At 61.7% G+C, this 21542-nt stretch carries 18 protein-coding genes; 10 read left to right on the top strand and 8 right to left on the bottom strand.

Going from position 1 to position 21542, the window contains the following annotated elements; genetic code table 11:
• Positions 1–40: 40 nt before the first annotated feature.
• Complete coding sequence (locus AB6802_RS04300; protein ID WP_371008805.1) at positions 41–862, bottom strand: helix-turn-helix domain-containing protein; 822 nt, start codon at positions 860–862, stop codon at positions 41–43.
• Positions 863–966: 104 nt separating this feature from the next.
• On the opposite strand from AB6802_RS04300, the gene AB6802_RS04295 reads away from it, so the two are divergent.
• Together AB6802_RS04295 and AB6802_RS04290 are read left to right on the top strand one after the other, a co-directional pair.
• On the top strand, positions 967–2529 hold the full coding sequence (locus AB6802_RS04295) for an ABC transporter substrate-binding protein (RefSeq protein WP_371008804.1): 1563 nt from the start codon (positions 967–969) through the stop codon (positions 2527–2529).
• Between the two features lie 70 nt (positions 2530–2599).
• The gene (locus AB6802_RS04290; protein WP_371008803.1) at positions 2600–4591 is read left to right on the top strand and encodes a CocE/NonD family hydrolase; all 1992 of its coding nucleotides are present in this window, start codon (positions 2600–2602) and stop codon (positions 4589–4591) included.
• 192 nt (positions 4592–4783) lie between these two features.
• On the opposite strand, the gene AB6802_RS04285 is transcribed toward AB6802_RS04290, so the two are convergent.
• Positions 4784–5578 carry an SDR family NAD(P)-dependent oxidoreductase gene (locus AB6802_RS04285; protein ID WP_371008802.1) on the bottom strand — a complete coding sequence of 265 codons (795 nt, stop codon included), beginning with the start codon at positions 5576–5578 and terminating at the stop codon, positions 4784–4786.
• On the bottom strand, positions 5575–6909 hold the full coding sequence (locus AB6802_RS04280) for an alpha-glucosidase/alpha-galactosidase (RefSeq protein ID WP_371009306.1): 1335 nt from the start codon (positions 6907–6909) through the stop codon (positions 5575–5577). The genes AB6802_RS04285 and AB6802_RS04280 overlap by 4 nt, the downstream gene beginning before the upstream one ends.
• 231 nt (positions 6910–7140) lie before the next feature.
• Here AB6802_RS04280 and AB6802_RS04275 point away from each other — a divergent pair, with 231 nt between their 5' ends.
• The 4 genes from AB6802_RS04275 (at position 7141) to AB6802_RS04260 (ending at position 11190) form a co-directional block, all read left to right on the top strand.
• A complete protein-coding gene (locus tag AB6802_RS04275; protein WP_371008801.1) occupies positions 7141–7944 on the top strand; it encodes a helix-turn-helix domain-containing protein in 804 nt (267 codons plus the stop codon).
• A gap of 203 nt (positions 7945–8147) precedes the next feature.
• Positions 8148–9416 (top strand): ABC transporter substrate-binding protein, encoded by a 1269-nt coding sequence (locus tag AB6802_RS04270; RefSeq protein ID WP_371008800.1) that lies wholly within the window; start codon positions 8148–8150, stop codon positions 9414–9416.
• Positions 9413–10333: a carbohydrate ABC transporter permease gene (locus AB6802_RS04265; protein ID WP_371008799.1), complete on the top strand. Its 921-nt coding sequence runs from the start codon at positions 9413–9415 to the stop codon at positions 10331–10333. Before AB6802_RS04270 ends, AB6802_RS04265 begins: the two co-directional genes overlap by 4 nt.
• On the top strand, positions 10333–11190 hold the full coding sequence (locus tag AB6802_RS04260) for a carbohydrate ABC transporter permease (RefSeq protein ID WP_371008797.1): 858 nt from the start codon (positions 10333–10335) through the stop codon (positions 11188–11190). The genes AB6802_RS04265 and AB6802_RS04260 overlap by 1 nt, the downstream gene beginning before the upstream one ends.
• 179 nt (positions 11191–11369) lie before the next feature.
• Here the strand turns inward: AB6802_RS04260 and AB6802_RS04255 are convergent, their stop codons facing one another.
• From AB6802_RS04255 to AB6802_RS04235, 5 genes are all read right to left on the bottom strand, one after another.
• On the bottom strand, positions 11370–12290 hold the full coding sequence (locus AB6802_RS04255; RefSeq protein WP_371008796.1) for an ABC transporter permease: 921 nt from the start codon (positions 12288–12290) through the stop codon (positions 11370–11372).
• On the bottom strand, positions 12290–13381 hold the full coding sequence (locus AB6802_RS04250; protein WP_371008795.1) for an ABC transporter permease: 1092 nt from the start codon (positions 13379–13381) through the stop codon (positions 12290–12292). Before AB6802_RS04250 ends, AB6802_RS04255 begins: the two co-directional genes overlap by 1 nt.
• The gene (locus AB6802_RS04245) at positions 13365–14906 is read right to left on the bottom strand and encodes an ABC transporter ATP-binding protein (protein ID WP_371008794.1); all 1542 of its coding nucleotides are present in this window, start codon (positions 14904–14906) and stop codon (positions 13365–13367) included. Before AB6802_RS04245 ends, AB6802_RS04250 begins: the two co-directional genes overlap by 17 nt.
• 96 nt (positions 14907–15002) lie before the next feature.
• A complete protein-coding gene (locus AB6802_RS04240; RefSeq protein ID WP_371008793.1) occupies positions 15003–16097 on the bottom strand; it encodes a BMP family ABC transporter substrate-binding protein in 1095 nt (364 codons plus the stop codon).
• Entirely contained in the window at positions 16094–16921 is an 828-nt protein-coding gene (locus tag AB6802_RS04235) for a GntR family transcriptional regulator (protein ID WP_371009305.1), read from the bottom strand. The genes AB6802_RS04240 and AB6802_RS04235 overlap by 4 nt, the downstream gene beginning before the upstream one ends.
• 248 nt (positions 16922–17169) lie before the next feature.
• On the opposite strand from AB6802_RS04235, the gene AB6802_RS04230 reads away from it, so the two are divergent.
• From AB6802_RS04230 to AB6802_RS04215, 4 genes are read left to right on the top strand one after another with little or no spacing between them, the layout of a single operon-like run.
• A complete protein-coding gene (locus AB6802_RS04230) occupies positions 17170–18027 on the top strand; it encodes an aromatic ring-hydroxylating dioxygenase subunit alpha (RefSeq protein ID WP_371008792.1) in 858 nt (285 codons plus the stop codon).
• Between the two features lie 31 nt (positions 18028–18058).
• The gene (locus AB6802_RS04225) at positions 18059–18949 is read left to right on the top strand and encodes an aromatic ring-hydroxylating dioxygenase subunit alpha (protein WP_371008791.1); all 891 of its coding nucleotides are present in this window, start codon (positions 18059–18061) and stop codon (positions 18947–18949) included.
• Positions 18950–18974: 25 nt separating this feature from the next.
• Positions 18975–20741: a Rieske 2Fe-2S domain-containing protein gene (locus AB6802_RS04220; RefSeq protein ID WP_371008790.1), complete on the top strand. Its 1767-nt coding sequence runs from the start codon at positions 18975–18977 to the stop codon at positions 20739–20741.
• A 9-nt stretch (positions 20742–20750) separates the two neighbouring features.
• A complete protein-coding gene (locus AB6802_RS04215; RefSeq protein WP_371008789.1) occupies positions 20751–21401 on the top strand; it encodes a glutathione S-transferase family protein in 651 nt (216 codons plus the stop codon).
• Positions 21402–21542: the final 141 nt, after the last annotated feature.

Below are 21542 nucleotides of genomic sequence, written 5' to 3'. Positions count from 1 at the left end.
CGGCGAAGCACCTCGGCGATGAGCCGCACCCTGTCGCGGCTCAGGGAGGCGCTCGGCGATCCGGTCTTGGTGCCTGCACAGGCGCGGCGGCAACCGGCTCAGCCTCGGTCAGGAAAGACAGCACGGCCGAGGGTAGCGCTGCGGAATTGGGCGCATAGATGCCGCAACGCGATATAAGACTCCTCTTGTTGACGCGTTTCCCCAGATAGTGCCAGACGGTGCGGGTGGCGTAGGGCAGGTTGTTGGCTCGCCACGATATGCCCATAGTAATGCCCCGCAGGTAACGCCGCTGGTACGTTTCGAACGGCATGAGGATCGTCTGTCCAAAGGTTGGGGCCTCGCCGCGCGTCAGTTCCGTCAAAAATATGCGCTGGTGCCGATACGCCGCGAGCCCAGTATAGCGTGAACGCTGCACGATGCCGTTTTCGGCATCTTCGATGCGCTCAAGCGAGGAAACCAGAACTTGTCCGTCATTCTCGCGCAGGTGAGCGCAGGCGCAGACGATCCGGTCGGGCCAGGACAGCGACGTGTGCCACGTCTGGAAGAATCCGAGATAGGGTTCGAGCGCATGCAGGTCGCCCGGAAAGGCATCCGCCAGGGGGCCTGTAAGGTCGGCGTGTCGGCGCCGCTCGCCCAATTTGCTGCGGAACACGCCCGGAGGAAGGTCGAAATCGGCTGGTTCGAGGCCAAAGGCTGCCGCGATCGTCAGGAGATTATGGGCGGAAGGAAGGGTTCCTGCATTGAGGTAGCGGTTGAACTGCTGCCGGTTGATACCGATGGTGCGGCATAGATCAGATACCGATCTGTGCGTGCTGCAGGCGAGTTTCAGGTTGCTGCTGAAATTGGCCCATGGCTTGCTCATGGAGACAGTATAAACTCGCTTAAAAACGCTTCAAGCGACGAAATTGCGCTGCCACGGGCTCTGCCTAGTATCGGCCACAAGGCTTCAGTCCAAAGGGGAACCCAATGAGCGCTTCCAGCAGGTTATCGAGTCTCTCACGCCGTGATCTTCTTCAAGCGGGGGTGGCTCTAGGCCTTGTCGCAGCCGCAGGCTCGCTGGCGTCACCGGCCGCGGCGCAAACGCCAGTGCGCGGCGGACAGTTGCGGCTGGGGCTCGATGGCGGCGCCTCCGCCGATACGCTCGACCCGGCCCTGGCGTCCGCCAGCGTCAATTTTGTGATCGCGCATTGCTGGGGCGATACGCTGGTCGAATCCGATCCCAAGACCGGCGCGGCGGTTCCCTCGCTGGCCGAATCCTGGTCACCGTCGGCCGACGCCAAGGAGTGGACCTTCAAGATATGCAAGAACGTTCGTTTCCACGATGGCAAGGCGTTTACCGTTTCCGATGCTGTCGAGACGTTGCGCCGCCACGCCGGGAAGAAATCGCAATCGGGCGCGCTCGGCCTGCTGTCCGGGATAGACCGCATCGAGGAACGGTCGGGCGACATGGTGGTGACGCTGAAGGAAGCCAATGCTGACTTGCCGCTGATATTTACCGATTATCATCTTCAGATCCAGCCAGGCGGCGGCGCGGAAAAACCGGCGGCAGCGATCGGCACCGGCCCCTACAAGCTGGTCGCGTTCGAGCCGGGCGTTCGCGCCGCTTTCGAAAAAAACACCGACGACTGGCGTCAAGACCGAGGCTACGTCGACAGCGTCCTTATTACCGTGTTGAACGATCTGACCGCCCGGGCCAGCGCCTTGCGCTCCGGTCAGGTCGATTTCATCAGCACCGTCGAACCCAAGATCGTGCCGTTGCTGAAGCAGGTTCCGGGCGTCGAGATCCTGCGCACCTCCGGCAAGGGATTCTATTCCTTTCTGATGCATTGCGACACCGCGCCTTTCGACAACAACGACCTACGCCTGGCGCTCAAATATGCGGTGGACCGCGAGGCTATCCTCAAGCGGGTTCTGGGCGGGTTCGGCACCATTGGCAATGATTACCCGATCAACGCCAACTATGCCCTCGCGCCCACCGATATAGAGCAGCGCAATTACGATCCCGACAAGGCTGCATTCCACTTCAAGAAGTCTGGCGTTCAGGATCCAATCCTGCTGCGCACTTCCGAGGCGGCGTTTCCCGGCGCGGTCGATGCGGCCCAGCTTTTCCAATTGAGCGCGGAAAAGGCCGGCATCAAGATCAATGTGCAGCGCGAGCCGAGTGACGGCTACTGGTCGGAAGTCTGGAACGTCAAGCCGTTCTGCACCTCCTTTTGGGGTGGTCGTCCGACGCAGGACGCGCGCTATTCCACTTCCTACGTTTCCAATGCGGAGTGGAACGACACCCGATTCAAGCGCCCCGACTTCGACAAGATGGTGGTGCGTGCGCGCGGTGAACTGGATGAGACCAAGCGGCGCCTACTCTACCGTGACATGGCGCTCATGGTGCGAGATGAGGGCGGCTTGATACTGCCGGTATTCAACGACTTCATCAACGCCTGCACGAGCCATCTCAAAGGTTTTGTTCCCGATATCGGCAATGACTTTTCCAATGGCCGCATCGCCAGTCGGGTCTGGCTGGAGGTTTGAACCGGGGAAGTGATCGTGCAATTCCCGCGGACGATGGTTGTCGCCGATTGGAGCTTTTGTGGTTGATCGCATGACGAACAGGAATTTCCGTGTCGTAGAAAATGAGTGGATCGTCCTGAAAGACGGCACCCGGCTCGCGGCGCGCATCTGGATGCCAGAAACGGTTCCTGGCGGCGTACCGGCGGTGCTCGAATTCCTGCCTTATCGAAAACGCAACGGCACCGCCGCGCGTGACGAGTCCACCTATCCGGTCTTCGCGGCGGCCGGCATCGCGGGCGTGCGTGTCGACATTCGCGGTTGCGGAGAATCCGACGGCGTGATCGACGGCGAATATACGGCGCGCGAGCTTGCCGACGCCGTCGAGGTTATCGAATGGATCGCTGCGCAGGACTGGTCGAACGGCAATGTCGGCATGATGGGAATTTCCTGGGGCGGGTTCAACGCGCTTCAGGTCGCGGCTCTCAAACCACCAGCTCTCAAGGCCGTGATTTCCCTGTCGTCCACCGTCGACCGCTACAATGACGACATCCACTACAAGAATGGCGCGCATCTGTCGGCGCAACTGTCATGGGCGGCGACGATGAATGCCTTCCAGTCGCGGGCACCCGATCCCGATGTCGTCGGAGAACGCTGGCGCGACATGTGGCTTGAGCGACTGGAAGGCGAGCCGTTCTTCATGGAGGAGTGGCTCTCCCATCAGCGCCGCGACGACTTCTGGCGTCAGGGTTCGATATGCGAAGATTTCGCCGGCTTTTCCATTCCCGCCCTGGTGATTGCCGGATGGGCCGACGGCTACCGCAACACGCCCTTAAAGGCCGTCGCCGGGATGCCGGAAATGGCCTGGGGCCTGATCGGTCCATGGGTTCACAAGTATCCGCATTTCGCCTATCCGAAGCCCCGCGCCGATTTTCATGCCGAGGCAATTTCATGGTGGCGGCATTGGCTATGCGCAGAAGACAACAAGGTGGAGCATACCCCGAGGCTGCGTGCCTATATCCTGGACGGGCCGCGACCCGGCCGCCGGCGCGAGACCGACCCGGGCTATTGGGTTGCCATGGACAGATGGGACGCTCCCGACACACTCGTTCTTAGCCTGGACGCGTCGGGCAGGCTCGCTCGGTGCACTTCATCGCATGCTAAGGGGAAAGCCCTCCTGCACTCCCCACAAGATACGGGCACCGCTGCGGGAGAGTTCTTTCCGCGCGGGCCAGATTCGGAAATGGCCGGTGACCAGCGTGTTGACGATGCTGGATCGATCACCTTCGACAGCGCCGTCCTTGCTGAGGAATGCGTCGTGTTTGGCCGGCCGCTCGCAAAGCTGTCGCTTTCCAGTGATGCCAACTTTGCCAACCTTGCCGTCAGGCTCGTCGACGTCCATCCCGACGGTGTGGCGACGCGCGTCAGCTACGGTGTGCTCAATCTCGCACATCGCGGCGGCAATGCCGCCCCGCAGCCTCTGAAGGCGGGCGAGACGGTTGAGATTGAGTTGATGCTCGACGCGTGCGGCTACCGTTTTGCGCCCGGTCACCGTCTGCGTCTGTCCTTGTCGAGCGCCTATTGGCCGACGATCCTGCCCCAGCCCTGCGACGCAACGCTGACGATCGATCTTGCCACGCTGCGATTGGAACTGCCGCTGCTTGGCCAGCATCGAAGAGTCGAAATCCCGCAGCCATCCAATCCCGATCCTCTGCCCCGTTACGAAGTCCTGACAGACGGATCGTCGGACCGATCTGTTGAACGCGATCTGCAAAATGGCGTGACGCGCTACCGGGTGCACGAGGACACAGGTCTTAGCCGCCATCCGGGCAACGGCTTGTGCACGCGCGACATCCGGCAGGAGGTATGGTCGATAGCGCCCGACAACCCGCTGTCGCTGACGGCAGAGATCCGCTGGACGTGCCGTGCAGAGCGGGAAGGCTGGCGAACGCAGAGCCATTGCACCACGCATCTCTCCTGCACGGCGACCGAATGGGTGATTTCGCAACGAATCGAAGCACTGGATGACGGCCGCAAAGTGTTTGAGCGCGAGCGCAATTCCCGCATCCCGCGTGACCACATGTAATAGATCGCCTCATAGTGACGCCCCGCAGGTAACGCTGCTGGTACGTTTCGAACGGCATGAGGATCGTCCGTCCAAAGGTTGGGGCCTCGCCGCGCGCCTGGGCAGTTCGGTGAATCGAATTCGATCGGGTCAGGATACCTGTCTGATGCCGGCAACGAACGGACGGCTGCGTTCCGTCAACCGACTGACAACTCAGCGTGCCGCCTCGGGCAGGATCGCGGTCGACATTTCAGGCAACGTCTGCCCTCCGTCCACAACGAGACTTTGGCCGGTGATGTAGGCCGCTTCGTCGGAAGCCAGAAAACGCACCGCATGGGCAACATCCTGTGGCGAGCCGAGACGGCGAAGCGGCACGGCGGCACACTGGGCGTCCACGAAGCTTTGGGACTGGTGCTCCAAAACGCCTTCCGTCAGAATGTTGCCCGGCTCAACGGCATTCAGCGTCACATTCCAAGGCGCAAATTCGAGAGCCGCCGTCCGCATGAAGCCCAAGATTCCTGCTTTGCTGGCCGCATAGTGCGAATAGCCGGGAGAAGATACGCGCGCACCCGTTATTGAGGACAAAAACACCACCCGGCCGTAACGCCTCTGCTGAAAGTAGGGCAGGCAGGCCTTTGCCAGCAGGAAAGGCCCTCGCAGGTTCACCGCCATAACGCTGTCCCATTCGTTTGCGGTGATCGACGCGATATTGGTGTTTGGATAGATCGCGGCATTGGCAACGGCGATGTCAAGTCGTCCCATCTCGGCAAAGATATCATCGATCACGCGCGCCACCTCCAACTCATCGCTCGTATCCATACGGCGATATGTTGCGGCCAGACCCGAGGTGCGAATGTTGGCAGCGGCGCGTGCGCCGTCGTCGTCCTTTATCCCCGTCAGAAAGACGTGCGCGCCGGCCCGTGCCAACTCCGTGGCAACGCCGAGTCCGATCCCGCGTTGTGCACCGGTGACGATGGCAACCTTGCCCGACAGATCGAAGCCACTCATTGAGCAGCCCGGGCAAACACGGGTAGCAAGCCGCCATGTGCTTCGATCAGCGCATCCACCAGGGCAGCGATTTCGGCCAGCGAAAGTTCGGCTGCCGTGTGCGGGTCCATGGCGGCTGCGTGGTAGATGTGCTCGCGGATCCCGGTGAGGGCGGCTGTCACCGTCAGCTCCTGCACATTGATGTTGCTCTGCATGATGGCGGCGAGCTGAACCGGGATGCGTCCGATCCGGATAGGCTGAATGCCATTGCGATCGACATGGCAGGGAACCTCGACCGCGGCGTTCGGCGGCAGATTTTCGATCAAGCCCCGATTACCGACATTGCCGTAGATCAGGCTTGAAGTCCCTGTCACGCAGGCATGGATGATGGCGGCGGCATACTCCTTGCTGCGCGAGACTTCGATCGGACGACTTTCGTCCTCGAGCTCATGGCGCAGTTTGTGCCATTGCGCCACCTGTCTTTCGCAGCGCGTGATGTATTCGTCGAGCGGCAGGTGGAATTGCTTCAGCAAATCCTCTCGGCCGCGTTTGATGAACCAGGGCGTGTACTCGGAAAAGTGGATGGAGCTCTCGGTCACGAAATGGCCGAAATGCTTCATGACTTCGAAGCGGACCGAGTCTTCGACCGGAAAAGTGCCGTCATGGGCGATCTGTTGCAGCCGCGGGTATAGATCCACGCGGCTGCCGTCAGCCAGGCGCTTCTCGAACTTGAGGAAGAATGCCACATGGTTGAGGCCGGCGCAGAGATAGTCGATGTCGGCGATATCCTCGTCCAGCGTGCGCGCCAGGAACTGCGATGTCTCCTGAACCGAGTGGCACAGGCCAACATAGTGAATATCCGGATAGCGCTCGGCCATGGCCCAACTGATCATGGCCATCGGATTCACATAGTTCATCATCAACGCCTGCGGGCAGTGCGTGCGCATGTCATCGGCGATGGCGAAGACGACCGGAATCGTACGTAGGGCTCGAAAGATGCCGCCGATGCCCAGTGTGTCGGCAATGGTCTGCCTCAGACCGAACGTCTTCGGCACCTCGAAATCGACGACAGTCGCCGGCTTGTAGCCGCCCACCTGCATCATCAGGATGACGAAGTCGGCGTCCTTGAGCGCGATTGCGCGATCGACCGTTGCGAGGAGTTTTACCTGGTCCTCAATCCCGAGCGCGCGACAGATGCGGCGCGTCATGATCTCGGAGGTGGCAAGGCGCTCCGGATCGACATCGTGGAGCGCGATCTCGCAACGCGCGAGAGCCTCATTGCTCAAAACGTCGCTCAAGATGTTGCGGGCAAACACGGTGCTTCCGGCACCGACCAGACAGATCTTGGGCATTGCACGGCATCCATTCTTTGCTGAGCCTTTCGGCGCAGCTTTTCCTCTTGCCATTAGAAACCGGAAAATGCTTGCTTGATTGTAAGTGTTATTTCCGGTTTTTAAGTGGGCAGCGTCAGCTTCGTCAGCGAAGAAGGGCGCGCAAACACGGGGACCACCTTGCGTCAGCTTGACCCGCGCCAGACAGGCAACCGTTTCCTCCAGCCGGATGAGTTCCTGGCCGAGGCGCACATGGTTGAGCCCATGCCGGAAGCTCACTGGCATGACCATGTGGAACTCAACGTCATCACGCACGGCAGCATGACCTATCTCATCAATGGCAAGCAGGTCAGCCTGCGCGAAGGCGCCATATATTGCTTCTGGGCCGCGGTCCCCCACCAGGTCATATCTGCTGGAGACGGAACGAAGCTCGTCTGCGTCTACGTGCCCTTTGCCGATCTCCTGTCGCTCGCGGTCTCCAGCGATTTCAAGAACGATCTCATGGCGGGTCACGTCGTCACGGCGTCGTCCGTCGACGCTGCCGACAGATTGCTGGTGATGCGCTGGGCGCGAGAATGGGACACCTTCGACGAAGTGGTCGCTGACTTATTGCGCGACGAGGTTCGCCTGCGCCTTCGCAGGCTGGCGGCAGACAGGCGGCTTGCCGATACAGAAGCGGGAGGCGTCGAGGCCGAACATCGTCGCCATGCAATGCATGTCGCTGGCCGGCGGGTCGTCGCGCGGGTGCAGCAGATGACTACCTTCATTAACAACGAGTTCGCCAACCCCATCAACGTCGCGGACGTAGCGCTTGTCGGCGGCCTGCACCCAACAAATGCGACGGCGACGTTTCAGAAGGTGCTGGGACAGTCGATCGCGCAATATCTGCGCCGCCGACGGCTCAACCATGCATTAAAGCTTTTGGCTGACACCGACATGGCGATCATCGAAGTTGCTTTCGAAAGCGGCCACGGCTCGCTCAGCCGCTTCTACGACGCCTTCCAGCGTCAGGTGGGCTGTACGCCGAAGGATTATCGCCGCCGCTTCCGGGGCTGAGCCCGGACCGGGCGGCGACGCCGCACCAACGCGCGAGACTTTTCAGTGCCAAAAGCCGCAGGGCTGAAAAAACTGAAAATTTGGGTCGAAACCGGCAAGAATATCAGAATTTCCAGCGATAGCGTTACCTTCTAGCGGTGCGAGCGGTGGCCAAAAGCATAGTGGGAACAATGCTGCCGCCCGCGAAGACACGGGAGAAAGACATGCGTTTGCCGAAGTCAGATGTGATCCTCGCCTTCAGCGTCGCGCTGGTGGCCGCAACCACCGGGGCGGCGCTGGCTGACGATGCCAAGCCCTTCTCCGGACAGACGATTTCGGTGCTCCTTCCCTCGCCCCAGGATGCAAACATGGCGGCGGATTTCGAGAAGGCCACCGGCATCAAGCTCGATCTGCAGACTGCGTCATGGGACGACGTGTCGGTTAAGATTTCGACGGCTTTGCTGGCCGGCACGGCGCCGGCTGACGTGACCGAGTTCGACTGGTCGTGGACAGGCCAGTTCGCGGCGGCAGGCTGGTATACCCCGCTCAACGATGTCGTCGACGCCGCGACACTCGACGACATCAGGGGTTCGACCATCTTTAATGTGAACGGCGAGGTCCTCGCCATTCCTTACACCAACGACTTTCGCGTCATGCTGGTCAACAAGAAGCAGTTCGGCGAGGCCGGGGTGACCGCCATGCCCAAGACGCTTGACGAGCTTGTGGCGGCGGCCAAGGCCGTGAAGGCCGCGGGCATAGTCAAGTATCCGATCGGCCTGCCGCTTTCGGCGACCGAAGGCGCATCGACGAGCTGGTACCTTCTGACCAAGGCGTTTGGCGGAGATCTCTTCGACAAGGACATGAAGCCTCTGTTCACTGCGCCAGACTCCGCCGGTTACAAGGCGATGGCCTTCGAGATGATGCTCTTGAAGGAGGGCCTAGTTGATCCGGCCTCGACCGGTCTTAAGGACAGCGAGATCAACGAGACACTTTTCGCCAAGGGCCTGACCAGCATCATGATCAGCGGCGAACCGGGCCGTCTTGGCGCTTACAATGATCCCGCACAGTCCGTCGTTGCCGGACAAGTTCAGGCGATCCCGGTGGCCACCGCCAGTGGCAAGACGCGCTCATTCGGACTACTGGAAGGCCTGGGTATCCCCAAGAACGCCCAGAACCCGGAAGCCGCCAAGGAATTCATCAAGTGGATGACGTCCAAGGATTATCAGATGCACAACTATGGAAACGGCGTATTGCCGACGCGCACGTCCGCGCTTGCAGAGCTGCAGCAGCAGGGCAAGCTGGTCAGCGGCGAGGCGCTCGTGGAGCAGGCGCCAACCGTCGAGGCGCTGTTCCCGTCCGGCGCGCCACCCTGGTATCCGCAATTTTCGTTGGCTGTCAACACGTCCATCAACAGCGCGGCAAAAGGCGAGATCACGGTGGACCAGGCCGTTCAGCGCATCGCCAATGCCGCGGCTGAAGCCGTAAAGCAGTGACGTCGCAAACGGTATCTGTCCTCCCGCGACGAGGTCGTGGCGCCCGCAAAGTTGCCGACGCGACGACCGCCTTTTTGATGGTTTTGCCGATTGCGCTCACCATGGGCGGGCTCGTTTTCTACCCGCTGCTGAGCACCGCCTGGGATAGCTTGCACCGCGTCAACCCGATGCAGGCGGGAACGCCGTTCGTCGGCATTTCCAATTATACGCGTGTGTTCAGCGACGCAGAGGTAAGACAGGCATGGCTTAACACGTTCAAGTATGTCGCCATCGCCGTTTCGGCCGAGACCGTGCTGGGGGTCTTGGCGGCTGCGCTCATCAATCAGTTGAAGAGCGGGCGTCAGTGGGTGCTGGCCGCCGTTGTGCTGCCCTGGGCGCTGCCCGGCGTGGTCAGCGGCGTCATATGGCAATGGATCTACTCGCCCGGCCCCGGCCTCCTCAACGGGCTGCTGGTGATGATCGGTTTAGACTACGAGGGTCATCTCTGGTTCAACAACAGCACCAGCGCCATGCTCGCTGTCTCGGTGGTGCATGTGTGGCGCATGTTACCGCTTACGATCGTCATCGTGCTGGCGGCGATGCAAAGCATTCCGGGGGACCTCTATGAGGCCGCGCGCATGGACGGCGCCAGTCGCCTGGTCATGTTCCGCAATATCACCTTGCCGCTGACGCGCGGCGCGATCGCGGTGGCGATGACCAATGCCACAGTGTCGGCTTTCAACCTGTTCGACGAAGCGATCGTGCTTGCCCGCAACAGTCTGGAGACGCGGCCAATTCTGCTGCAGATCTACCTTGAGGCCTTCAAGAAACTGAATTTCTCATACGGCATGGCATTGTCGCTGATGGTGACCTTCATTTCGCTCGCAATCTCGCTTGGTTATGTGCTGCGCATCCACCGCAGCACGAGGCTCGACTGATGAAGGAGCCTTGGCACATCCGTCTGGGAATCTGGGCCGGCGTTGCTCTGCTACTCGCCTGGTCGCTTCTTCCGATCTACTGGACGCTCGCCTCGAGCCTGACGCCGACGGTCGAGTTCAACGCTCGGCCGCTTCATCTTTTTCCCGAGCATCCCAGCGGCGAGCATTATCTGAGGCTTCTTGGCGTGCTCGACGGGCATATGGGCGGCGTCGACGTGGCCGGCGAGTTCCGGCTTGCGCTTTTCAACAGCATACTCACTTCGAGTGCTGCCACCGTGCTTTGCGTGCTGATGTCGCTGCTTGCGGCCTATGCCTTCGCGCGCCTCAACTTTCCCGGGCGCGAGGTGCTTTTCTACGCAGTAGTGGCGACCATGGCGGTGCCGGGGTACGCGGTGCTCATCCCGCTGTTCCGGCTAATGGTGTCGCTTCGGCAGATCGACGCCTATCTCGGCGTGACGCTCATCTACGTCTCGGCTTTCCTGCCGCTTTGCTTGTGGCTCTTGAAAGGCGTCATGGATACGCTGCCGCAATCCCTGGAAGAGGCGGCGCGCATCGATGGGGCAAGCCATATGCGCATCCTCTTTTCCATCATTGCGCCGATCGCGGCACCGGGACTTACGGCGGCCGCCATTCTCACTTTCCTTGGCGCTTGGGGGCAATATGCTGTGCCGCTCGTTTTTTCGCCCAAGGACACAAAACCGCTCACGGTTCTGATCCCGGAATTCGCCGGAAAAAACTTTGTCGACTATGGGCTCATTATGGCGGGGGGGTCTATAGCCATAGCGGTGCCCTGCCTGCTGGTGATCTTCCTTAATCGCTACCTCATTGCAGGCCTACTTGCCGGGTCAAACAAATAGCGCCCGTGGCCGAAGGGCAAAAGGGTTGCAACGGGCGCTTGGCAACGCAGGGTTCCCGTCCCCCACCAGCTATTTCTCGTCCTGCCCTATGTGGCGTCGCTTGTGCTGCTTGCGGGCCTGCGCTCGCGCACCCATCGGCCGATCTCCCTCGGCACCTTACAACAGGGAATAGTCCCGTTTCAGCTGGCCGGGCGGAAGGGTTTGGCCAATGACGCCGGGAAATGCAGCGCCAGCATTTGGCGGTTTCGCGAGATCAGGACCAGCACGATGATTGTCGCCAGATAGGGCAGGGCCGACAGCAACTCGGAAGGCACATCCAGTCCGAGCGCTTGTCCCTGAAGTTGCAGGATCGTCATGCCGCCGAATAGCCAGGCGCCGAGCAGGACGCGCAGCGGCCGCCAGGTGGCGAACACCACCAGCGCCAGCGCGATCCAGCCCTTACCTGCCGTCATATTCTCGACCCAGAGCGGCGTATAGGCGACCGACAGATAGGCTCCCGCGAGCCCCGCCATCGCTCCGCCGAACAGCACCGCCATGTAGCGGATCCGGATCACCGGATAACCGATGGCATGCGAGGTCTGTGGCGATTCGCCGATCGTGCGCAGGATGAGGCCGGCCTTGGTGCGGTAGAGGAACCAGCTGATGGCGACGAACATCGCGAGCGCCAGATAGACGAGCGGGTCGAAGCGGAAGAGCAGGGGGCCGAGCACCGGCAGGTCGGACAGGATCGGGATACTAACGCTATGCAGCGCTTCGATGGGATCGCTGCCGAAGCCGCGACCGATGAAGGCAGAGACGCCGGAACCGAAGATCGCCAGCGCAAGGCCGGCCGCATATTGGTTGGTGAGGAAGGTAAGCGCCAGAACGCCGAACAGCAGCGAAGCTGCGGCGCCCGCCAGCGCTCCGGCAAGGATCGCGACTGGCATCGGGTAGCCGGCGGTGACCGCCCAGAAGGCAAGCGCTGCGCCCATCAGCATCATGCCTTCGATGCCGAGATTGAGCACGCCCGATTTCTCCACCACCAGCTCGCCAAGTGCGGCGAAGATCAACGGCGTGGCGGCTATGATGGTGCCGGTGAAGATGGCAATGAACAGATCCATCAGGCTGTCTCCAGCGCATGCGCGTCTCGGGCCGGCCGTACCAGACGAACGCGGTAGAAGATGAAAAAGTCGGCGGCGAGCAGGAAGAACAGCAGGATGCCCTGGAAGATGCGCGTCAGCGCCGAGGGCAGTCCAAGCGTCATCTGCACGCCTTCGCCGCCGAGGAAAAGCAGCGACATCAACAGTCCGCCGAGCACGATGCCGAAAGCGTTCAGCCTTCCGATGAAGGCCACGATGATGGCCGCGAAGCCATAGCCCGGCGAAATCTGCGGCGACAGCTGGCCGAGCGGCCCGGCGGCTTCCGCCATGCCGGCAATGCCTGCCGCGGCACCACCTGCCAGCAGCCCGATCCAGACGGCAGCCGACTCGCGAAAACCGGCATAGCGCGCGGCCAGAGGTGCTGCGCCGCTGACCGACATCTTGTAGCCGAGGAAGCTGCGGTCGGTGAACAACCACATCAAAAGCACGGCGACGACGGTGACGAAGATCGAGGAATTGAGCCGGTAGGCAGGATCGAATGATTGAAACATGGCCGCTGCCGGCAGCAGCGCCGTCTGGGGATAGTTGAAGCCCGCCGGGTCGCGCCACGGTCCATGCACGAGATAGGACAGGAACAGCGTTGCGATATAGGTCATCATCAGCGTGACCAGAATCTCGTTGGTGTTCATGCGCGAGCGCAGGAAGGCCGGGATCGCCGCCCAGGCCATACCGGCGGCCATGCCGCCCAGGAACATCAGCGGCAGGAGCAGCGCGCTCTCCGGATCGGGCCAGAACAGGCCGACGCCGCTGGCGGCAATCGCGCCCATGGTGAATTGTCCCTCGGCGCCGATGTTCCAGACATTGGCGCGGAAGCCGACCGCCAGCCCACAGGCGATCAGGATCAGCGGCGAGGCTTTCAGCAGCCATTCCGACAGCCCGTTCATCGAGTTGAGCGGCTCGACGAAGAAGGCATAAAGCGTCGGCAGCGGATCATGCCCGAGCGAGGCGAAGAAGACGGAGCCGACGATCAACGTCAGTACGGACGCCAGCACTGGCGCTGCGATGCGCATCACGGCCGAAGGCTCCGGCCTTTGTTCAATCCTGAAGCGCAACGCTGCTACTCCCTGTCTTGTCCTTGCCCATGGTGCGGCCGGTCATCAACAGCCCGATCTCCTCGCGGTCGGTGCTCTTGCGCACCAGCGGCGGCGACACGCGGCCCTGGCAGATCACCAGCAGCCGGTCGCAGATCTCGAACAGCTCGTCGAGTTCTTCCGAGACGACGAACACCGCCGTGCCGGCGCGGCTGAGATCGACGATGGTCTGGCGGATGAAGGCGCTGGCGCCGACATCGACGCCCCAGGTCGGTTGGGAAACGAGCAGCAGCTTCGGCGCCAGCGCGATCTCGCGGCCGACGATGAATTTTTGCAGATTGCCGCCCGACAGGCTCTGCGCCGTCGAGCCCGGGCCGTTGGCCTTGACCTTGAACTTGTCGATGACGCCGGCGGCGAAGGCACTTGCCTTGCGGCGGTCGACAAGGCCCTTTCGGACCGTGCCGAAGCGGTGGGCGGTGAGAACCGCGTTCTCCCACAGTGTATGCGATGGCACGGCGCCCCGTCCAAGTCGTTCCTCGGGAACGAAGGCGAGGCCCAGCTTGCGGCGCTCGTCGGCACGCAGGCCGGCTGCTGGTGTCCCTGAGATCCTGACCGCGTCGCTCCGCCCATGTGTGCGCTCGCCGCTGAGCAAGGCGATGAGTTCGGCCTGGCCGTTTCCGGAGACGCCGGCTAGGCCGACGATTTCTCCGCCATGCACATCGAACGACACGTCCTTTAGCTCGACGCCGAAATGATCCCTTGCCTTGGCCGACAGATTGTTGACCTCGAGCACCGGTTTCTTACTGAGGGTCGCCGGGCTGACATGCATTTCCGGCAGCTTGGAGCCGACCATCATGCGGGCAAGCTCGAGCGAGGTCGTTTCCTTCGGCCGAGCGGTGCCGGTGACCTTGCCGTTACGTAGCACGGTGGCGGTGTCACAGAGTTCCTGCACCTCGTCGAGCTTATGGCTGATGTAGACGATGCTGCAGCCCTCGGCGGCAAGCTGCCGCAGCGTCTCGAACAGCTTGACCACGGCCTGTGGCGTCAACACCGAGGTTGGCTCGTCGAGGATCAGAAGCTTGGGCGCCTGCAGCAGGCAGCGCACGATCTCGACGCGCTGCCGCTCGCCGACCGACAGGTCATGCACCTGGCGATGCGGGTCGATCGGCATGCCGTAGCGAAGCGAAAGCTCGCGGATCTTCTCGGCGAGCGAGGGCAGGTCGAAGGCGCTGCTCGCCGAGAGCGCGATGTTCTCGACCACGGAAACGGATTCGAACAGCGCGAAGTGCTGATAGACCATCTCGATGCCGAGTGCGCGCGACGTCGCCGGGTTGTGCGCCGCGATCGGATTGCCGTCGCAGAAGATCTCGCCGGAATCGGCCTGCGCCGCGCCATAGATGATCTTCATCAGGGTCGATTTGCCGGCGCCGTTTTCGCCCAGCACGGCATGGATTTCGCCGGGCTGGATCGACAGCGAGACGTCGTCATTGGCGACGACGCCGGGATAACGCTTGCAGATGTTGCGCAGTTCTAGACGCGGATGCATGGCGGGTCCTGCCGTGGCGTGAAGCGAGGTTGGACGGGAACCAGGCGGGGCAAAGCCGAAGGTCGGTTTCGGCCTTGCCCCGGTCTATGGAGGCGATCAGCTCAATTTGCCGATCATTCCCTTGACGAACCAGTTCATGCCGCGAATGCCGTCATCGTCGAGCACCGATCCGGCCGCGACCTTGACGCTGCCGTCCTGGTCCTTCAGCTCGCCGGCATAGGGATGCACCTTGCCGCTGCCGATATCGGCCTCCAGCTGCTTCAGCTTGGCCTTGGTGTCGGCCGGTATGCCTTCATTGTAGGGCGCCATCTTGACCACGCCGCCTGCCAGTCCGTCCCAACGCACTTCCGGCTTCCAGCTGCCGGCGGCGACAGCCTTGGCGGCGCCGACATAGTCGCTGGTCCAGTCGAGCACGAAGGAGGTCAGCTGCTTGCCGGAGGCGAATTTCGACATGTCGCTGGCGTAGCCGATCGACCAGGCGCCGCCTTCGCCCGCAACCTGCACACCGGTCGCGGTATCGGTCATCGAGCAGATGACGTCGCAGCCTTGCGACAGCAGCGTCTTGGCGGCCTCCTTCTCCTTGCCCGGATCGAACCAGGAATTAAGGAAGATGGCGTTGCAGGTGGCGTTGGGGTTGACGCTCTGCGCGCCAAGCAGCAGCGCATTGGCCGGGCCGACGATGTCGGGGATCGGGAAGCCGCCGATGAAGCCGATCTTGCCCGTTTTCGACATGTAGCCGCCGGCCGCGCCGGCAACGAAGGTGCCTTCATAGTACTTGGCTTCGAAGGTGCCGAGATTGGCGAGATGGACGATGCCCGAGCAATGCTCGAAAGCGATCTTGGGGAACCGCGGCGCCACCTTCTGCATCGGCGTGCCGTGCGAGAAGCTGGTGCCGAAGATCAACTGGTTGCCGGCGCTGGCAAGCTCGCGAAAGACGCGCTCGGCATCCTGGGGCATGAAGATGTTGTCGATGACGGTGAGCTTCGCCTTGTCGCCGAATTCGGACTTGATCGCCTCGACGCCGAGGCTGTGCTGCTTGGTCCAGCCGATCTCGGCGATCGGCGAGACATAGACCACGCCGATCTTGAGCACGTCATCGGCTCTGGCGACGGTGCTTAGTCCTCCGGTGCCGAGCGCAGCACCCAGCGCGCCGCTGTATTTGAGGAAATTGCGTCTTGTCAGGTCGTTCATGATGGTAACCCTCTGTTGGTTTTTTTCGTTGATGCCCGGCTTGTCGGTGCCCGGTCTATTTTGGGGAGATGGACGTGCACATGCGTGGCGCTATCGCCATTCCCTGACGTCTTGGCTGGCTTCCTTGGCGCAACCGGCACAGCCGCGCCGTCGAGATAAGGCGCCAGCGCCTCGGCAGGCGTCATCTCCGGAAACACTTCGCGATCCATGATATAGCCGCGCACCACTGCGCGATGGTGGGTGTCGATCAGGTCCATGGCCTGTTTCAGGCGACCCTTTTCCAGCAGGTCGACGACCCGCGAGTGGTCGTCCAGCAGATTGCAATAGTCGAAATCGGCGGTGATGAGCGAGCGCAACAGCGTCGTGCGGCGCACCAGTTGCGCGTGGATTTCCTGCATCACCTTGTTGCGGCTGAGGCGCACGAACACGGTGTGGAATTCCTGGCCGAGCACATCGGCCAGCGCATCGTTGCCGCCGGCGACAGCCTGGCGCTGGCGCTCGACATGATGGCGCAGTTCGGCCCAGCCGGCCGGACCGAGCCGATCGCTGAGCTGCGCTGCCACCCCTTGCTCGACGAGCGTCAGCGCGTCATAGATTTCCATCGCCTCCTGCATGCTGGGCTTGGCGACAAAGGCCCCGCGATTGCGCTCTATCTGTGCCAGCCCGTCATCGGCGAGCCGGATCAATGCCTGGCGCACAACGATGCGGCTGACGTTGAATATTTCAGAGAGTTCGCGTTCACCGAGCTTGCAGCCGGGCACGAGTCGATGGTCGATGATGGCGCGGGTCAGCGTGTCCGCGATTGTCTGGGAACGGCTGCTCAAGGCGCGGCTCTCCGCCATTTCGACGACATGATCAGCAGGCTTTCGTGTGGGAGGCATGCTTTGTGGGGGCACGACATATCCCAGGTTCAGCTTTTCCATATCGGAATTCAATCATCATAATCTGTCAACACAAAAAAGGATTTTGGATGACAAAAAAATGTTGATTGGTATCCAATCTTGTGGTTTCGTTATGTCGAGACGTCGGGTTAGGTTCATGGTGAAGGGCTAACCGAGTTGGAGGGAAGCCGATGGCAACCCGTTGCGTTGACCGCGAGCTTCTGAACGACTGGCACATCGTTGCCGATCAGGAATCGCTCTCCCAGGCTACGCTGTTTCCGACACGCTTGCTTGGGGTCGATCTCGCCGTTCACAAACGCTCAAACAAGATCGAAGTCGCTCGCGCCGATACGGGCGCCACGTTGAAAAGCGCCGAGCGCTACGGCTTCATCTGGACATGCCTGGACAAACCCTGGCGCGACATCATCTACATCCCCGAGGCCAATGAGGCGGACCGGCATCTGGTCAATGGCGGCTCGATCGCGGTCAAGGTGTCGGGCCTTCGTGCCGTCGAGAATTTTCTCGATATGGGCCATTTCCCGTTCATCCATACCGGCTGGCTTGGCGAGGAACCGCATACCGAGGTGGCCCCCTACAAGGTGGAAATCACACCTCAGGACGAAGTGCTGGCGACCGAATGCAAATTCTATCAGCCGGTCGCATCGCCGACGGCCAAGGAAGGTTTTGTCGTCGACTACATCTACAAGGTGATCCGGCCCTATACGGTGGCGCTCTACAAGAGCAATCCGATCCAGAAGCATCGGCTGGATGTCATCACGCTGTTCGTGCAGCCGGTCGACGAAGAGAACTGCGTCGCGCATCCCTATCTTTGCTATCTCAAGGAAGGCATGGACGCGGCAACGGTGCGCAGCTTCATGCAATTGATCTTTGCGCAGGACAAGCCGATCCTGGAGAACCAGGTGCCCAAACGCCTGCCGCTCGATCCGCGCGCCGAGACGCCGATCCGCGCCGACGCCGTCTCGGTTTCCTACCGGCGCTGGTTGCGTGATCGGGCCGTCACCTATGGTGCGATACCGGCCCAGGCTTGATGACGTTCATGGGCATTCAAGGGGTAAAACGATGACAAAATGCACGGATCCGGTGATCCTCAATCTCTGGCATCCGGTGGGAGCGATCGCCGAGGCCGTGCCTAGCGGAGTCCAGGAAACCGTCCTGCTCGAGGAGCGCCTCTGCTTTGCGATCAATGCGGATGGCGAGCCCGTCGTCTGGCGCTCGCGTTTAGGTGCGCAAGGGCCTGGGCAGGTTTCAACCGCGGACAGGCTGCCGGCGCTAAGTGCCTACGGCTATGTCTGGACCTCGCTCGGGTCACCGCCGGCCGGTCTGTTCCCGATCCCCGAATATGACGAGCCGGATCGCCGCCGGCTCAATGCCGCGACTTTCGGGGTCAACGTCTCGGCGCCGCGCGCCATTGAGAACTTTCTCGACATGGGCCATTTCCCTTACGTGCACACCGATATTCTCGGCGTCGAGCCGCACACCGAAGTCAAGGAATACGATGTCGAAATCTCGGTCGACCGTGACGAGATCCTGGCCACGCGCTGCCGCTTCTTTCAGCCGATGGCCTCGACAGCTTCCGACGGTGGCGCCGACGTCGACTACGTCTATCGTGTGCCGCATCCCTTTTGCTCGGTGCTCTACAAATCGAGCCCGGTCGACGAGGCCAGGCGCGATGTGATCGCCATCTTCCTGCAGCCGGTCGACCAGGAACATGTGCGCGCCCACATGCTGCTTTGCGTGCTTGACGAAGACAATGAAGACAAGGTGATCAAGCGTTTCCAGCAGACGATCTTCGGGCAGGACAAGCCGATCCTGGAAAACCAGGTGCCGAAACGCCTGCCGCTGGACCCTCGCGCCGAAACCCCGATCCGAGCCGACAAGTCGGCCATCGCCTACCGGCGCTGGCTCAGCCAGAAGGGCGTGACCTACGGGGTCATCCCGGCCGCAGCCTGACAAGACATTTTTTGGGAGACGACGAATGTTGGAAGAAGCCAGAAGCCAGTGGCATCCGATCGCCGCTGCCCACGATCTGCCTCACCGCCACGTTTTCCATGGCCAGTTGCTTGGCCGGGAATTCGCCGTCTGGCGGGCCGATGACGGCTACGTCAACATCTGGGAGAACCGCTGCCTGCATCGCGGCGTCAGGCTGTCGATCGGCATCAATGACGGGCGCGAACTGAAATGCCAATATCATGGCTGGCGCTATTCGAACCGCACCGCCGGCTGCACCTATATCCCTGCGCATCCGGCCGACGCGCCGGCCCGCACCATCACCAACCGCACCTTCCCGGCGGTCGAGCGCTACGGCCTGGTCTGGTCCTCGGAAGAGCCGCGCGGCGAAGTGCCCGATGTTGCCGCGCTGGCCGAAGGCAAGCTGCTTGCCTTGCGTGGAATTCCAGTCAACGCGGCGGCCGAGAAGGTCGTCGAAAAGCTGAAAGCCTATCGCTTCCAGCCCAATGCGGCGATTGATGGCGAGGGCGCGGAAACCATCATCGAGGCCGCGCAGGATTTTGCCGTGGCGCTTCGCTCGCGCGACGACGGTGTCGAGACGCACGGCGTCTTCTTCGTTCAGCCGGTCGATTCCAACCGCTCGGTCATCCGTGGCGTACTCGATCAGGAGGCAGAGGGGCCTGCACGCTTCGCCATCCTGCGTCATCACAATGAACGGCTTTCCAGGCTGCGCGATGAGGTCGAGCGCGAAGCGGCGAGCGCACCTTCGCTTCTGCCTATTGAGCCTGTCTACGAAAGAGTGTCGGCCGAGCTTGCCGAGATGCCAGAAGTGACCACGCATGGCCGCAAGGCGGCGCTGCGCGTCAGCGTGGCCAGGAAATGGCAGACCGCGGACGGCATCGCCGGCTTCGAGCTTCGCCCGATCAAGGGCATCCTGCCGACGTTCCAGCCCGGCGCGCATATCGACGTCCATATGCCCAATGGCGAGGTCAGGCAGTATTCGATCACCAACGGCCCCGGCGAAACCGACAGCTTCACCATCGGCGTCAAGCTGGAGCGGGATTCGAAGGGCGGATCGAAATGCATGCACGAGACCGTGCGCGAGGGCGATGTGCTGGCAATCTCCGAGCCGCGCAACAACTTCCCGCTGCGCCGCGATGCGATCAAGACGATCTTCGTTGCCGGCGGCATCGGCATCACGCCACTGCTCGCCATGGCGCAGGCGCTGAAGAATCAGGACCTGACGCACGAGCTTCACTATTTCGCGCAAGGTGAAGAACATCTCGCTTTCGCCGAACGGCTGAAGCATCTCGGCGACGCGCTGAAGCCGCATCTCGGGCTCTCGCCCGATCAGACCGGCGCCGAGCTTCGTCAAGTCGTCGCCGGTTATCGGAATGGCATGCATCTCTACATCTGCGGCCCCGGCCCGATGCTGGAAGCCGCGCGCAAGATCGCCGCCGACCAGGGCTGGCCGGATACAGCCGTCCATTTCGAGTATTTCAAGAACGTCAACAAGATCGACGACAGTTCGAGTTTCGAGATCGCGCTGGCGCGCTCCTGCGTCACCCTTCAGGTGCCGGCCGGCAAGACCATCATGCAGGTCATGCGCGAAAGCGGCATAGACGTTCCGTCATCCTGCGAGCAGGGCGCCTGCGGTACCTGCGTGGCGACGGTGATCGAGGGCGAGCCCGATCATCAGGACGTCTACCTCAATGAAGCCGAGAGAAAGGCAGGAACCAAGATCATGACCTGCGTCTCGCGCGCCAAATCGGCGCGTCTTGTGCTCGACATCTAGGAGCTGCCGATGATCACCCTTTACGACTACGAACTGTCGGGCAATTGCTACAAGCTGCGGCAGCTGATGAGCTTTCTCGGCATCGAGTACAAGACAATACCGGTCGACTTCTATCCCGGCCGCGAACACAAGTCGGAATGGTTCCTGAGGCTCAATCCGCTTGGCCAGTTGCCGGTCATCGAGGATGACGGTCTGATCCTGCGCGATGCCCAGGCGATCCTGGTCTACCTCGCATCGAAGTACGATCCGTCCGGCACATGGTACCCCAGGGACAATCCGGCTCTGCTCGGCGAGATCAGCCAGTGGCTGGCCTTCGCCGATGGCATCACCGCCACGGCATCGGCCGCCCGCCTGCACGATGCCTTGTTCTACGATTTCGACATCGAAGCCGCGCGCGCTGGCGCGCACCGCCTGTTCCGAATCCTAGACGAGCATCTATGGTTCGGCGAGCAGCAGGGACGCCAGTGGATTTGCTCCGCCGCGCATCCGACCATCGCCGATATTGCCTGTTTCCCCTACGTCATGCTGTCGGAGGAGGGCGGCATTCCCCGCCAGGACTATCCGGCGATCCGACGCTGGTGCGATCGCGTTAAACGCATCAAGGGCTTTACGGTGATGTCGGGCGTATTCCCCGCCGGCCCCGGCAAGATCGCCGCATAGTCCGATCACAAAAGAGCCGCGCCGCCATGGCCCGGCAAAATAGAGTTTTGGGAGAGAAAAAAGAATGAAAACGCGCGCCGCAGTCGCTGTCGCCGCTGGAAAGCCGTTGGAGATCATGGAGGTCGACCTCGAGGGCCCGCG

It is taken from the genome of Mesorhizobium sp. RCC_202, from assembly GCF_041355295.1.
Taxonomy (GTDB): domain Bacteria; phylum Pseudomonadota; class Alphaproteobacteria; order Rhizobiales; family Rhizobiaceae; genus Mesorhizobium.
Note: the sequence above shows the minus strand (reverse complement) of the source record. Positions and strands in the feature narration are given on the sequence as shown.

Bases quoted from the DNA above. Each gene is read 5' to 3' on its own strand.
- AB6802_RS04300 (WP_371008805.1), bottom strand. From the start codon at position 862: ATGAGCAAGCCATGGGCCAATTTCAGCAGCAACCTGAAACTCGCCTGC.
- AB6802_RS04295 (WP_371008804.1), top strand. From the start codon at position 967: ATGAGCGCTTCCAGCAGGTTATCGAGTCTCTCACGCCGTGATCTTCTT.
- AB6802_RS04290 (WP_371008803.1), top strand. From the start codon at position 2,600: ATGACGAACAGGAATTTCCGTGTCGTAGAAAATGAGTGGATCGTCCTG.
- AB6802_RS04285 (WP_371008802.1), bottom strand. From the start codon at position 5,578: ATGAGTGGCTTCGATCTGTCGGGCAAGGTTGCCATCGTCACCGGTGCA.
- AB6802_RS04280 (WP_371009306.1), bottom strand. From the start codon at position 6,909: ATGCCCAAGATCTGTCTGGTCGGTGCCGGAAGCACCGTGTTTGCCCGC.
- AB6802_RS04275 (WP_371008801.1), top strand. From the start codon at position 7,141: ATGGTTGAGCCCATGCCGGAAGCTCACTGGCATGACCATGTGGAACTC.
- AB6802_RS04270 (WP_371008800.1), top strand. From the start codon at position 8,148: ATGCGTTTGCCGAAGTCAGATGTGATCCTCGCCTTCAGCGTCGCGCTG.
- AB6802_RS04260 (WP_371008797.1), top strand. From the start codon at position 10,333: ATGAAGGAGCCTTGGCACATCCGTCTGGGAATCTGGGCCGGCGTTGCT.
- AB6802_RS04255 (WP_371008796.1), bottom strand. From the start codon at position 12,290: ATGGATCTGTTCATTGCCATCTTCACCGGCACCATCATAGCCGCCACG.
- AB6802_RS04245 (WP_371008794.1), bottom strand. From the start codon at position 14,906: ATGCATCCGCGTCTAGAACTGCGCAACATCTGCAAGCGTTATCCCGGC.
- AB6802_RS04240 (WP_371008793.1), bottom strand. From the start codon at position 16,097: ATGAACGACCTGACAAGACGCAATTTCCTCAAATACAGCGGCGCGCTG.
- AB6802_RS04230 (WP_371008792.1), top strand. From the start codon at position 17,170: ATGGCAACCCGTTGCGTTGACCGCGAGCTTCTGAACGACTGGCACATC.
- AB6802_RS04225 (WP_371008791.1), top strand. From the start codon at position 18,059: ATGACAAAATGCACGGATCCGGTGATCCTCAATCTCTGGCATCCGGTG.
- AB6802_RS04220 (WP_371008790.1), top strand. From the start codon at position 18,975: ATGTTGGAAGAAGCCAGAAGCCAGTGGCATCCGATCGCCGCTGCCCAC.
- AB6802_RS04215 (WP_371008789.1), top strand. From the start codon at position 20,751: ATGATCACCCTTTACGACTACGAACTGTCGGGCAATTGCTACAAGCTG.